Source organism: Actinoplanes campanulatus (assembly GCF_014647795.1).
Classification (GTDB): Bacteria; Actinomycetota; Actinomycetes; order Mycobacteriales; family Micromonosporaceae; genus Actinoplanes; species Actinoplanes campanulatus.
Genome location: NZ_BMPW01000004.1, coordinates 318,963 through 331,220, shown reverse-complemented (window position 1 = coordinate 331,220; position 12,258 = coordinate 318,963). Strand labels below are relative to the sequence as shown.

Sequence of the window (12,258 nt, the reverse complement as noted above, 5' to 3'; positions counted from 1 at the left end):
AGACGGGCCGGGCACCTTGCCCGGCCCGGTCAGGACGTGGGGTCGGAACATTCGGCGAACCGCAGCTCGGGCGCGGCGGTCGGGCCGGTGCAGGTTTGGCGGGTGACCACCTGCGCGCCGAATCCGTCCTGCCGCGAATCTGTGATGACCTCCACGCGGCCGTCGGCGCCGGCGGCGTAACTGACCGGGATCGGGTCGCCTTCAACCGTCGGCCTGGTCACCTTCAACTGGGCCGGGTGTCCGGCCCGCACCGCCTCGACCAGGCATCGGGCCGCGGAATCCGGCAGGTCCTCACCCTGTGGCAGGTCGAACGTCCCGCAATCCGTCACGACGGCAGCGGTGCTGGGATCGGCCCTGGGCGTGGTCGCCTGAGATGGAGAAGGGGCCGGTTCGCTGCATGCCGCCAGCGCCGCACACGCCAATACCGTTCCAAGAATCCGCTTCATGCCGCCCGTTCCTTCTCGGTTGATCCTCGCCACGGCTTCGACGGAGCGACAGGTCCCCGAGTTCCGACTGGGCCGAGGTTCGTCGGCGCCGGCCGGTGAACCATCGATGCTTGCTTATCGGATACGCCTGCCGTAGAACAGGCGCATGGCATTCCCGGATGATCCCGACTCTTCCAGGCTCCAGCCGGAGGTGCCGCATGCGGCACGGATCTGGAACTACTGGATGGGAGGCAAGGACAACTTCGCTGCCGACCGTGCGGCCGGTGACGCGGTTGAACAGGTGTATCCCGAGATCGTGCTGATGGCGAAGCAGTCACGCCGGTTCCTGATCCGGGTCGTCCGTCACCTGGCGGCCGAGGCCGGGATCCGGCAGTTCCTCGACATCGGCACGGGGCTGCCGACCATGCAGAACACGCACGAGGTCGCCCAGTCCGTCGCGCCGGAGTCCCGCGTGGTCTACGTGGACAACGACCCGCTGGTGCTGGTGCACGCGCGTGCGCTGATGGCGGAGACGGGCGCGGGTGGCCGTACCGTCCATGTGGACTCCGACTACCACGATCCCGAGCGGATCCTCGGCGAGGCGCGGAAGGTGCTGGACTTCTCCGAGCCGGTCGCCGTGATGTTCATGGGCGTCATGGGCTACGAGGCCGACCTCAACGTCGTGTCGTCGATCGTGAACCAGGTGATGGAGGCGACGCCGTCCGGCAGCTATCTGGTGCTGTGGGACGGGACGAACACCACGCCGGCGGTTGTCGAGGGCGCCGAGCGGCTGGCCCAGAACGGTGGCGTGCCGTACATCCTGCGTTCTCCCGAGGAGATCGGCAGCCTCTTCGAAGGGCTGGAGCTCGTGGAGCCCGGCCTGGTCCAGATCACCGACTGGCGTCCGGAAGTGGCCGTCGAGTGGCTGGACGCGTACGGGGCGGTCGCCCGCAAGCCCTGATGCGGTAGGCGCGCGCCTGACGATGGCCGGTTCACGACTGCCTGACGGTGGTGACGAAGCGGTACACCTCGGTGCGCAGCACTTCGGCCAGTTGGGACAGGCCGGAGGTGCCGCCCTGTCCGCCGTCGACCGCGGAGGTGATCCCGCTGACCAGGTGGTGCATCTCGCGGAGGTTGGCGGTGACCGCCTCGAGGACCTGGACCGCGTCACCGGCCGCGGACTGCACGGCGGTGACCTGCTCGACGATGTCGTCCGAGGCGGTGTCGGTCTCGCCGGCCAGCGTTTTCACCTCGCTGGCCACGATGCTGAAGCCGCGGCCGGCTTCCCCGGCGCGGGCGGCCTCGATGGTGGCGTTGAGTGCCAGCAGCTTCGTCTGGGCCGCGACCTGGGTGATCAGATGAACGGCGCGGCGGATCTCGTTGGAGGCATGCTGAAGCGATCCCACGGTGGCGCGTCCGCGTTCGGCGTCGTTGACCGCTCCGGTGGCGAATTCCGCCAGTCCATGGGCCGAGGCGCCCATCTCGGTGGCGGCCGTGGCGACCTGTTCGCTGACCGTCAGCACGGCCGATTCGAGTTGGTCGGCCAACGCGTGACGGGCGCGGTCGGCGTCGGCCAGGCGCTGTGCGCCGGCGCTCATCCCCTCCACGGCGGTGTTGATGATCGTGGCGCTGTTCGCATAGGCGCCGGGCATGCCGCGGGGCAGGAACCGGCGATGGAAACGTCCTTCGGCGGAGGCGGCCAGGGCGGCACCGGACTCCCGGACGAACGCGTCGGTCACGTCGAGCAGGCGGTTGATCTCCCGGCGGGCCGCGGCCGCCTGCGGGCTGTCACCGAGCCGCGGGACCCGCGCCTCCAGGTCACCGTCGGCGGCACGGGCCACGATCTCGGCGAGTACGGCCAGCGCCTGCGTCTCTGCCTGATCCTGCGCCGTGTCGGACTTGAGGCGCCTCATGCGCCGGCTCCTTCGTTGGTGAGTTCCCATACGTACTGGTCGTAGGTCTGACCGCGCTCGGCCAGCAGGTCCTGCATCAGCTGCCAGGACGCGGCCAGGCCGGCCTGCCCGCCGAGTCGCTGTTCCTCGGCGCGCAGCCGCTCGTAGAGCGCCGCGGCGGCCTTGATCGCGGCAGGGTCCGGCAGTCGCCGGGAGGAGTGGTAGCCCACGATCCGGCCGCGTGCGTCGAAGGAGGGGGTGACGTGGGCCAGCACCCAGTAGGCGGCGCCGTCGCTGGCGAGGTTCACCACGTACGCGAAGATCTCCTGACCCGCGGCGAGCGTCTCCCAGAGCAACTTGAAGATCGCCTTCGGCATGTCCGGATGCCGGATGATGTTGTGCGGCTGGCCGATGGCCTCGTCTTCGGAAAAGACCGAGACCCGCAGAAAGACATCATTGGCGTACGTCATCCGGCCCTTGAGATCCGTCTTCGTCACGATCAGCTCGTGCGCGCCGAAGGTACGCATCTCGCCGGTCGGCCGGGGCACTGTTTCCCTCACACTCACTCCTTCGCGAACCTCACATCCTTCTGTTTGTTCGGAAAGCGCCTGGCATCAGGAAAGAAGCCACTCAGCACCAGGTCACGGGACTTTCGGCCTACTGGCCAACCGCTCGTCAGGAACGGATGTCGGCGGCAGTCCGGCCGGGGTGCCGGGCCAGTACCGGTGCAGTGCTCGCGGGCCGGCGCGGCGGACCACCGACCGCAACGCCAGGAATGCCACGGAACCGTCCGCCGGCCGGTCGCCACTCCGCCAGATCGATCACCCGTTGTACGGATCTACGTAATTACGTTACAGTCGATGAATGAGTGACACCGACCGTCTCGACGCACTGGAACGGCGCGTCGCCGAACTGGAGAAGCGCCTGACGACGTCGGAGCCCCAGGCAGCCGTCACCCCCGACCCGAGCGCCTTCTGGGCGCTCGAGGGACTTCTGGCCAGGGTGGACGATCCCGGCGCCGTCATGATCACCGGGCATGTGACGCTGCCCGACGGCCGCGCCGCCCGCTGGCAGGAGGCCGTCTGCACCGGCGAGCTGCTCGACGGCGACTGGTCGCAGCACGTCACGACGCTGGCCGCGCTCGCCCACCCGGCCCGGATCCGGTTGCTGCAGCACGTGCTGCACGGAGCCGCCACCGCCCAGGACCTCACCCACCTCGACGGCATGGGCACCAGCGGTCAGGTCTACCACCACCTGCGGCAACTGGTCGCCGCCGGGTGGCTGCAGACGGTCGGCGGCGGCCGCTACGAGGTCCCGGTCGCCCGCGTCGTGCCCCTGCTCACCACGATCCTGGGAGCCCGGCGATAAGACGTGCGATCGCCCGCCTCCAGACCTGACATAGATGATGTTCCGTCCGAACTCCTCCGTCCGGGATGAGTTCGGACGAGCCCGGGAGCGGTCCACTGTAGGCCGGGAGGTCGATCCCCGAGCAGAGCGGGATCGACGATCACCCTGGGAGGAGATCGACGTGTTCGACGACAACGGATCGTTCCTGCTCGCGATGTTCGAGTTCTTCATCTTCGTCGCCTGGTTCATGTGCCTCTTCTGGGTCTTCGGCGACCTGTTCCGGGACAAGGACCTCAGCGGCGTCGCCAAGACCTTCTGGACCCTGTTCCTGGTCTTCCTGCCGATCCTCGGCATGCTGGTCTACCTCATCGCCCGGGGCGGTGGCATGACCGAACGGGCGCTCGCCGCCCAGGCCGAGGCGGTACGCCGGCAGAACGCCTACATCCGGGAGGTCGCGGCGCCGGCCGGCACCACCCCCACCGACGAGATCGCGTCCGCCAAGAAGCTGCTCGACGCCGGCGCCATCAGCGCTGCCGAGTACGAGCAGTTGAAGGCGAGCGCGCTGGCCAAGACCACGGCCGCCGCGGCCGCCTAGCCGGCGGATGTCCGGGCGGGCCCCGCCGCCGCCCGTGTGCCGGATCGCGGTTACCAGCCGCGATACGGCACACGGGCGGCGACAGGCCGAGCCCATCGCGAAGCTCATCGGCGACGGCCCGGCCCTACGGTGACGGGCTGCCTGATGGGCTGTCGGCACGGCCTGGACCGAACGACGTGCCGTCGGGTCGCGCTCTCCGAGCGAACCTGGCGGGTGAGGAGCGGCTCCGGACCGTAGCGTGGGGGAATGAGCCTCGACTGGAACCGGGAACTGCTCGATCAGCTCGACTGGCACTGGCGTACTCATCTGCGGCCCCGCCTCGACGGGATCAGCGACGCCGAGTACTTCTGGGAGCCGGTCCCGGACTGCTGGAGCGTCCGCCCGCGTGGCCTGAGTGCGACGCCGATGGCGGCGGGCACGGGCGATCACCTGATCGACTTCGCGATGCCGGAGCCGGTTCCGGCGCCGGTGACGACGATCGCCTGGCGGCTGGGCCACCTCATCGTGGGCGTGTTCGGGATGCGGAACGCGTCGCACTTCGGCGGGCCGCCCATGGACTACGGCTCTTTCGACTACGCCGGGACCGCGGCGGAGGCGCTCCGCCAGCTCGACGAGGCCTACGCACGCTGGGCCGACGGCGTTCGAGGGCTGGGCGGCGACGGCCTCGCCCGGCCGTGCGGCCCGGCCGAGGGCCCGTTCGCGGAGTATCCGATGGCCGCGCTGGTGCTGCACATCAACCGGGAGGCCATCCACCACGGCGCGGAGATCGCTCTCCTCCGGGATCTCCACCTGCGGGCCGTGACCACTGGCTGAATTCTTCGTTACCGCACCGTTACCTTTGGGCGCGAACCAACCCGTTCGGAGGTGCATCGCACCTGATGACGAAGCGGCACACGGCCGCTGAGGAAACGGGGAAGTAGATGTACAAGCGTCTGGCCTTCGCAGCGGTGCCCGTCGTGGTCGCGGCTCTCGCGGCCACCATGTCCGGCTCGCTGGCCGCGTCGGCGGCCACCGCTGACGACGGCCCGATCACCGCGGTGGCCGAGAACGTCCAGCTGGCCGGCGAGGTGAAGCAGACCGGCAAGCTGAAGGTCACCGTCCACAACGGCACCGAGTTCCAGGACGAGGGCCGCTTCCTGGTGCACATGCCGCAGACCGCGCGGCTCGTGCCGGGACAGCAGTGCGTGCTGTACGACTGGAACCTCTCCCAGTGGCTGTGCGAGGGCACTCGCCTGGAGGCCGGCGAGTCGCACACCACCACCCTGCGGGTGCGGTCCGTCCTCAACACCACGGACTACCACGGCTACGACGTCGGCTACGTCCAGGGCCTGGCCAACAGCAACGCGAAGAGCGAGCGTCTGTGGTTCGAGATCCACTGGCCGGCCGCCCAGCAGTGACCATCCCCTGAACGAACGAGCCGACGATCTCCCCGGCCGACCCTGAGCGGTCGAAACGGCCCCGAGAGCCAGCTGGATCTTCACGGCTGTCTTGGGGCGGTGGGGCGGGGTGAGCTGGACCGGCGATCTCAGCCCGGCGGGCGCGGCACGGGCTGGAGTGGGCAGCCGGCTCGCGCGGCAGGGCGGAACTGTCCTGAAAGAACGGGACGGGTTCACGCGTACCCGAAAGGAATTGCCTCGCCGTGGATCCGGAGAGCGCGATCCACGGCGAGGCGCCCGGATGGGTCAGGCCTTGGTGAACTTCTGGGCGGCGGAGCCGTTGCAGTCCCAGATCTGCAGGCGGGCGCCGTTGGCGGTGCTGCCGCTGGGCGAGTCGATGCAGCGGCCGGACTGCGGGTTGCTCATGCTGCCGTTGCTGTTCAGGACCCAGGTCTGGGCCGGGTTGCCGGTGCAGTCGTGCAGCTGGAGCTGGGCGCCGTTGGCGGTGCCGCCGCCGGCGATGTCCAGGCACATGCCGAGGGTGGTCAGCGACTGGCCGGTCCAGGACCAGTGCTGGTCGCGGGCGGTGAGCTGACAGTCCCAGAGCTGGACGGCGGCGCCGTCGCCACCGGTGTCGTTGCCGGCCACGTCGACGCATTTGCCGCCGGGGGCGGCGAGGTTGGTGGCGCCGTTGTTGTAGGCGAACCTCTGCGCCGCGGAGGTGTTGCAGTCCCAGAGCTGGAGGCGGGCGCCGTTGGCGGTGCTGGCGTTGGGCGAGTCGACGCACCGGCCGGACTGCGGGTTGCGGATGGTGCCGTCGGCCTGGGTCACCCACTGCTGGCCGCCGACGCCGTTGCAGTCCCAGAGCTGGAGTTTGCTGCCGCCGGCGGTGGCGTTGCCGACGACGTCGAGGCAGCGGCCCAGAGTCTGCAGGGTGCCGTTCTTGAGGGTCCAGTACTGGTCCTTGGCGGCCGACTGGCAGTCCCACAGCTGGACGGCGGTGCCGTTGCCGCCGGTGTCGTCGCCGGCGACGTCCACGCACTTGCCGCCGGGGCCGGTCACCCGGTAGCCGGTGGCCGAACCGCCGCCACCGCCACCACCGGTGAACGGGGAGAGCGTGATCCCGGCGGAGCTGGGGTTGCTGGAGTAGACCAGCGACTCCTGGGCCTGCACGTCGTCGAAGGCGAAGGCGTACGCCTTACCGTCGGCCATGTTCGCGTGGATGATCCGCGCGTACTGGTTGGCGGGGTTGCTCTTGTAGAAGTCGGACGCCGTACCCCCGGGCTGGGTGTCGATCGTGCCGAGCGTGCCGCGGTTGAGCGCCGCGCAGAGGGTGCGGGCGATCGGGCCGACGACCAGGTCGTTGGGGGCGTGGAGGTTGCCGTCGCAGCCCCAGACGTGGGCGCTGGTCGGCTTGTTGAACGACGCTACCTGTGCGCCGGAGCTGTTGGTGAAGACCATGGTGTTGCCGGAGGTGCGGCCGAAGTACCGGGTGTTGGGCTGGTCGCCGAACGGTACGACGGTAAGCGTTTTCCCGGTGTAGGCGTTCCAGGCGGAGTTGATGTACGAGTCGAGGTAGGTGCTGCTGAACAGTCCGGCGTCGGCGGCCTTGCCGGGTGCGAGCACGCGCAGCACGGTGCCGTCGGAGCGGGTGACCACGGTGTTGGCCCAGCCGGGCTGCGCCTTGATCTGGTCGATGATGTTCTGCCGTCCGTTGGCGACCACGGCGCCGGTGGTCCTCGTGCCGTCGGAGCCGGAGACGGTGACCGAGTGCGGCACGGCGAACATGTCCACCTGCGAGCTGTTGAGCCACAGCCCGGAGTCGTTGTAGGTGAACTCGCTCCAGTCGAAGAGGATGTCGTGGTTGGGGTCGCCGGACGCCCACGGCGCGGGCTGGACCAGGCCGTCCGGGGTGAGGAAGAACTTCAGCTTCTGGCCGAGCGACATGTAGAGCCGGCCGGAGAAGTTGCGCGGCAGCTGGATGGTGGTGCTGCCGCCGTTGCCCGGGCCGCCGATGGCGACGTCGGGGGCGGCCGACGGCGGGAGCGAGCCGGCCGGCCAGTTGTTGAACGTGCCGCCCGCGTTGACGTAGCCGAGCCGTCCGGTGTTGAGGTTGACGCCGATCATGTAGAGGTAGGTGGCGTCGCCGCGGCCGCTGCTGTTGGTGACGGTGAACGGCAGCAGGGCGGGGCCGACCGCCTGCGCCGCCGGGGCCGCCGCCGTCACGCCGATGGGTATCGCCGTGAGCAGCGCCGCTAGAGCGCTCAGGATCTTGGTACGTGGGGACATGAGGACTCCTGGGAGGTGCGGGGGGACGTACGCCGTAGCGTCCGCAACGCAGAGAGCGCTCTCAGAGAATGCTTAACAAAGTTACAAGTGTCAATAGCGAATGTTACAAGGCTGTTGAGCTACGGATCCGCAGCTCCGTGGTGGCTACGTGATGGCGCGGTTCGGTCCGGCCCTGGAGTCGCTCCAGCAGCATCGTCGCGGCCTGGGCGCCCATCTCCACGCCCTCCTGGTCGACCGAGGTGAGGTCGATCAGCGGATGGGCGGCCAGGTCGGTGTTGTCGTAGCCGGCCACCGCCACGGTGCGGCCCACGGCGGCCAGGGCGTCGACGGCCATGTCGTCGTGGCCCGCGAAGATCGCGGTCGGCGGCTCGGGTAGGGCGAGCAGCGCGGCCGCGGCCGCGACGGCGTCGCCTCCGCTGACGTCCCGCCGGGCCACCCGGATGTGGTCGGCCAGACCGGCCTCGGCCATGCAGGCGCGGTAGACCTCCAGGCGGACCGAGTGCGGGGTTCCGGACCCGGGGGTGGTCACGTTCTCCGGCTCGGTCAGGTGGGCGATGCGGCGGTGGCCGAGGCTCAGCAGGTGCTCCATGACGGCCCGTGCGCCGGCGTGGTCGTCGCCGGTGACGGTGTCGTAGCCGGCCGGCGTGTCGTGGCGGCCGAGCATGACCACCGGCACGCGGCGGGCGAGATCCTCCAGCCAGGCCTGGTCGACCAGGGGCGAGATGGCGATGATGCCGTCGACGAGGCCGTCGGCCAGCGATTCGAGGGTGTCGTACTCCGGGCCGTCGGCCGGGGCCAGGATGATCTGGTACGGCGTGCCGGCCACCGCCCGCTTGGCGCCCTCGACGATCTGGGTCATGAACCGGGCTCCGGTGTACGGGATCTCCAGGCCGAGCCGGTAACTGGAACCGCGCAGGGCCCGGGCCGCGACGCTGGGCCGGTAGCCGAGCTGCTCGATGGTGCTCTCGACACGCTGGCGCATGCCGGGGCTCACCCCGTACGCGTTACGCAGCACCTTCGACACGGCGGCCCGCGAGACGCCCGCGGCCTCGGCCACGTCGCTGATCGTGACCGACCGGCCCTTCCTGATCGACATGTCCCTCACTGTAAACCGGTCTCCAAACCTGGGGACGGCCGCGTCCCCAGATTTTGAAACGTTTCGGACCGACCCTTGTGTGGCCGACGTAGATCGGTCTACCGTGACGGCTGTCACCACGTGAAGACCGATCTACAAACATTCCGGAAACCGGAGGTTCATATGCGACTCGTTACGGCGCTGGCGGCCGGAACGCTGTCGCTCGCCCTGTCCGCGTGCAGCGCGGGCTCGCTGGGATCCAGCGACGACGAGGGCGGCGGCAAGACCGAGATCACCTTCCTCACCAACAACGACCCGTCCAACGTCAAGGTGGCCGAGGCGGTCATCGCCGCGTTCGAGGCCGGGAACACCGACGTCGACGTCAAGCTGGACACCCGTCCGCAGGGCAGCGAGGGCGACAACCTCGTCAAGACCCGGCTCGCCACCGGCGACATGGCGGACGTCTTCGAATACAACTCGGGCTCGCTGTTGCAGGCCATCGCACCGCAGACGAACCTGACGCCGGTCACCGGCGAGGCCTGGGTCGGCAACCTCGACCCCACCTTCAAGCAGGTGGTCAGCGCCGGCACCGACGTCTACGGCTCGCCGTGGGGCGCCATCGTCGGCGGCGGCATCTTCTACAACAAGCCGCTCTACACCAGGCTCGGCCTCCAGACGCCCAAGACCTGGGCCGAGTTCATGGCCAACAACGCGAAGATCAAGGCCGCCGGGGTGGCGCCGGTCGAGCAGACCTACAGCGAGACCTGGACCTCGCAGATCCTGGTGCTGGCCGACTTCCACAACGTGGCGGCGGCGCAGCCGGACTTCGCCGAGAAGTACACGAACAACCAGGCCAAGTTCGCCACCACGCCGCAGGCGCTGGCCGGTTTCCAGCACCTGGAGGAGCTGAAGAAGGCCGGTTACTGGAACGACGACTACGCCTCCGCCAAGTACAACGAGGGGCTGAACGCGGTCGCCGTCGGCAAGGCCGGGCACTACCCGATGATCACCTTCGGGGTGCCGGCGCTCGACACGGCCGCCCCGGACAATGTGAACGACGTCGGCTTCTTCGCGCTGCCCGGCGACGACGCGAGCAGGAACGGCGTCACCCTGTGGGAGCCGTCCGGCATCTACATCCCGAAGAGCACCGAGGGCGACCGGCTGACCGCCGCGAAGCGGTTCCAGGCGTTCATCGCCTCACCCGAGGGCTGCGCGGCCAACGCGAGCGCCGCGCCGGTCGGTGGCCCGTTCGCGGTCAAGACCTGCAAGCTGCCCGACGCGGTGGCCCCCGCGGTCAAGGACCTGAGCGCGTACGTGGACGCCGGCGCCGCCAGCCCGGCGCTGGAGTTCCTCTCGCCGATCAAGGGCCCGGCCCTGGAGCAGATCACCGTCGAGGTCGGATCCGGCATCCGGGGCGCCACCGACGGCGCGAAGCTCTACGACGAGGACGTCAAGAAGCAGGCACAGCAGCTCGGCATCAAGGGCTGGTGATGACCACCTTCGCCCCGGCGGCAACCGCTTCCCGGCTGGACCATCAGCCGGGAGGCGGGCGCCCGAAAGCACGGAAGAGCCCCTACCCGTACTGGTTCCTGATCCCCGGCGGCCTGATCTTCACGATCTTCTTCCTGGTGCCGTCGGTGATGGCGTTCTACTTCAGCCTCACCCGCTGGACCCTGTTCGACCAGGAGTTCATCGGCCTCGACAACTACGTGCAGTTCTTCCGGGAGCCGGCGCTGGCGTCCGGGCTGTGGCACACCATCGTGTACGCCGCGGTCACCTCCGGGCTCAAGGTGGTGCTCGGCATGGCGCTGGCCGTGCTGCTGACCGGCCCGATCCTCGGGCGCGGCTTCATGCGGTCGGTGGCGTTCTTCCCGGTGCTGGTCAGCACGATCGGCGTGGGCCTGACCTTCCAGGTGCTCATGCACCCCACCAAGGGCGTCATCAACCAGGCGCTCGACCTGATCGGGATCACCGGGCCGGCCTGGCTGGTGGACCCGGACTGGGCGCTGCTGTCGGTCGCGCTGGTCGACGTCTGGCAGGGTGTCGGGCTGGCCACCGTCATCTACATGGCCGGCATCCTGTCCATCCCCGGTGAGTACTTCGAGGCGGCCAAGGTGGACGGGGCCGGGCCGTGGCACCGGTTCCGGCACGTCACGCTGCCGCTGGCCAAGCCGGCAGGAGTCTCGGTGATCATCCTGTCGCTGATCGGCGGGATGCGGAAGTTCGACCTGATCTGGGCGATGACCAAGGGCGGGCCGGGTTTCACCTCCGACGTGATGGCGTCGGTCGTCTACAAGCAGTACCAGGCCGGCTTCTACGGGCTGTCCACGGCCGGGAACGTCGTGCTGTTCCTGCTGGTCATCGTGATCGTGCTGCCACTGTTCTGGTCCTTCAACCGCTCCGAGGACACGCGATGAACACCCGGACCCGGCCCAACTACTGGCTCAGCGCGCTGGCGATCGTGCTGTTCGCCGTCGTCTTCCTGATCCCGTTCGCCTTCATCGTGCTGACCGCCGCGAAGAGCCAGACGGAATCCGCTCTCCTGCAGTTCTCCTGGCCGACCGAGTGGGCGTTCGTCCAGAACCTCCGGGCGGTCGTCGAGGCCCGCGACTACCTGCTGATCATCGCGTTCATCAACAGCACGATCCTGACCGTGGCCAGCGTCGCGGTGGTGGTGGTCCTGGCGGCGATGGCGGCGTTCGTCCTGCAACGACGCAAGGGACGCTGGACCAGCGGGCTGAACCTGGTGGTCCTCTCCGGGCTGGTCATCCCGCCGGCGGTGGTGCCGACCATCTGGGTGTTGCAGCAGACCGGCCTGTTCAAGACCATGCCGGGGCTGATCCTCGTCGAGATCGCGTACGCCATGGCGTTCTGCGTGCTGCTGTTCCAGGCGTTCATCGCGAGCGTCCCCCGGGAGCTGGACGAGGCCGCCACGATCGACGGGGCCGGACCGGTCGGCCTGTTCTTCCGCGTCGTGTTCCCGCTGCTGCGCCCGATCATCGTGACGATCGTGGTGGTGCAGTCGGTGTTCGTCTGGAACGACTTCGCGAGTCCGCTCTACTTCCTGCCCGGCGACGAGAACGCCACCGTGCAGCTCACCCTCTTCAACTTCCAGGGCCAGTACACCAACGCCTACAACCTGCTCTTCATGGACATCCTGCTGGTCACAGTGCCGCCGCTGATCATGTTCATGATCTTCCAGCGCCAGATCGTCTCCGGGATGGTCGCCGGCTCGGTCAAGGGCTGACGTCGATGAAAG

The 12,258-nt window shown here is 69.0% G+C and carries 13 protein-coding genes; 8 read left to right on the top strand and 5 right to left on the bottom strand.

Annotation, left to right across the window (positions count from 1 at the left end; all coding sequences use genetic code 11):
* Positions 1-29 precede the first annotated feature (29 nt).
* Positions 30-479, bottom strand: a complete 450-nt coding sequence (locus tag IEZ13_RS10245; RefSeq protein WP_229794590.1) for a DUF4362 domain-containing protein — start codon at positions 477-479, stop codon at positions 30-32.
* Between the two features lie 112 nt (positions 480-591).
* Here IEZ13_RS10245 and IEZ13_RS10240 point away from each other — a divergent pair, with 112 nt between their 5' ends.
* Positions 592-1,386, top strand: a complete 795-nt coding sequence (locus tag IEZ13_RS10240) for an SAM-dependent methyltransferase (RefSeq protein ID WP_183220605.1) — start codon at positions 592-594, stop codon at positions 1,384-1,386.
* A 31-nt stretch (positions 1,387-1,417) separates the two neighbouring features.
* Here the strand turns inward: IEZ13_RS10240 and IEZ13_RS10235 are convergent, their stop codons facing one another.
* Positions 1,418-2,338: a methyl-accepting chemotaxis protein gene (locus IEZ13_RS10235; RefSeq protein WP_183220603.1), complete on the bottom strand. Its 921-nt coding sequence runs from the start codon at positions 2,336-2,338 to the stop codon at positions 1,418-1,420.
* Complete coding sequence (locus IEZ13_RS10230; protein WP_203833760.1) at positions 2,335-2,877, bottom strand: PAS domain-containing protein; 543 nt, start codon at positions 2,875-2,877, stop codon at positions 2,335-2,337. The genes IEZ13_RS10235 and IEZ13_RS10230 overlap by 4 nt, the downstream gene beginning before the upstream one ends.
* Before the next feature lie 304 nt (positions 2,878-3,181).
* Here IEZ13_RS10230 and IEZ13_RS10225 point away from each other — a divergent pair, with 304 nt between their 5' ends.
* The 4 genes from IEZ13_RS10225 (at position 3,182) to IEZ13_RS10210 (ending at position 5,656) form a co-directional block, all read left to right on the top strand.
* On the top strand, positions 3,182-3,685 hold the full coding sequence (locus tag IEZ13_RS10225; protein ID WP_183220601.1) for an ArsR/SmtB family transcription factor: 504 nt from the start codon (positions 3,182-3,184) through the stop codon (positions 3,683-3,685).
* Positions 3,686-3,845: 160 nt separating this feature from the next.
* Positions 3,846-4,259 carry an SHOCT domain-containing protein gene (locus IEZ13_RS10220; RefSeq protein ID WP_183220599.1) on the top strand — a complete coding sequence of 138 codons (414 nt, stop codon included), beginning with the start codon at positions 3,846-3,848 and terminating at the stop codon, positions 4,257-4,259.
* A gap of 246 nt (positions 4,260-4,505) precedes the next feature.
* Positions 4,506-5,072, top strand: coding sequence for a DinB family protein (locus IEZ13_RS10215; RefSeq protein ID WP_183220597.1), 567 nt, complete (start codon positions 4,506-4,508; stop codon positions 5,070-5,072).
* 107 nt (positions 5,073-5,179) lie between these two features.
* Positions 5,180-5,656 (top strand): hypothetical protein, encoded by a 477-nt coding sequence (locus IEZ13_RS10210; protein WP_183220595.1) that lies wholly within the window; start codon positions 5,180-5,182, stop codon positions 5,654-5,656.
* 285 nt (positions 5,657-5,941) lie between these two features.
* Here IEZ13_RS10210 and IEZ13_RS10205 read toward each other — a convergent pair whose 3' ends face one another.
* Positions 5,942-7,924, bottom strand: coding sequence for a beta-1,3-glucanase family protein (locus IEZ13_RS10205; RefSeq protein ID WP_183220593.1), 1,983 nt, complete (start codon positions 7,922-7,924; stop codon positions 5,942-5,944).
* Positions 7,925-8,027: 103 nt separating this feature from the next.
* On the bottom strand, positions 8,028-9,020 hold the full coding sequence (locus IEZ13_RS10200) for a LacI family DNA-binding transcriptional regulator (protein WP_183220591.1): 993 nt from the start codon (positions 9,018-9,020) through the stop codon (positions 8,028-8,030).
* 162 nt (positions 9,021-9,182) lie between these two features.
* Between IEZ13_RS10200 and IEZ13_RS10195 the strand changes: the two genes are divergently transcribed.
* From IEZ13_RS10195 to IEZ13_RS10185, 3 genes are read left to right on the top strand one after another with little or no spacing between them, the layout of a single operon-like run.
* A complete protein-coding gene (locus IEZ13_RS10195; RefSeq protein WP_183220588.1) occupies positions 9,183-10,490 on the top strand; it encodes an ABC transporter substrate-binding protein in 1,308 nt (435 codons plus the stop codon).
* Complete coding sequence (locus IEZ13_RS10190) at positions 10,490-11,416, top strand: carbohydrate ABC transporter permease (protein WP_183220586.1); 927 nt, start codon at positions 10,490-10,492, stop codon at positions 11,414-11,416. The genes IEZ13_RS10195 and IEZ13_RS10190 overlap by 1 nt, the downstream gene beginning before the upstream one ends.
* Positions 11,413-12,246, top strand: a complete 834-nt coding sequence (locus IEZ13_RS10185; RefSeq protein WP_183220585.1) for a carbohydrate ABC transporter permease — start codon at positions 11,413-11,415, stop codon at positions 12,244-12,246. The genes IEZ13_RS10190 and IEZ13_RS10185 overlap by 4 nt, the downstream gene beginning before the upstream one ends.
* The last annotated feature ends 12 nt before the right edge of the window (positions 12,247-12,258 follow it).

What these genes read in the sequence shown, in the direction of transcription:
- IEZ13_RS10240 (WP_183220605.1), top strand. Translation starts at nt 592, where the DNA reads ATGGCATTCCCGGATGATCCCGACTCTTCCAGGCTCCAGCCGGAGGTG.
- IEZ13_RS10235 (WP_183220603.1), bottom strand. Translation starts at nt 2,338, where the DNA reads ATGAGGCGCCTCAAGTCCGACACGGCGCAGGATCAGGCAGAGACGCAG.
- IEZ13_RS10225 (WP_183220601.1), top strand. Translation starts at nt 3,182, where the DNA reads ATGAGTGACACCGACCGTCTCGACGCACTGGAACGGCGCGTCGCCGAA.
- IEZ13_RS10215 (WP_183220597.1), top strand. Translation starts at nt 4,506, where the DNA reads ATGAGCCTCGACTGGAACCGGGAACTGCTCGATCAGCTCGACTGGCAC.
- IEZ13_RS10210 (WP_183220595.1), top strand. Translation starts at nt 5,180, where the DNA reads ATGTACAAGCGTCTGGCCTTCGCAGCGGTGCCCGTCGTGGTCGCGGCT.
- IEZ13_RS10205 (WP_183220593.1), bottom strand. Translation starts at nt 7,924, where the DNA reads ATGTCCCCACGTACCAAGATCCTGAGCGCTCTAGCGGCGCTGCTCACG.
- IEZ13_RS10200 (WP_183220591.1), bottom strand. Translation starts at nt 9,020, where the DNA reads ATGTCGATCAGGAAGGGCCGGTCGGTCACGATCAGCGACGTGGCCGAG.
- IEZ13_RS10195 (WP_183220588.1), top strand. Translation starts at nt 9,183, where the DNA reads ATGCGACTCGTTACGGCGCTGGCGGCCGGAACGCTGTCGCTCGCCCTG.
- IEZ13_RS10190 (WP_183220586.1), top strand. Translation starts at nt 10,490, where the DNA reads ATGACCACCTTCGCCCCGGCGGCAACCGCTTCCCGGCTGGACCATCAG.
- IEZ13_RS10185 (WP_183220585.1), top strand. Translation starts at nt 11,413, where the DNA reads ATGAACACCCGGACCCGGCCCAACTACTGGCTCAGCGCGCTGGCGATC.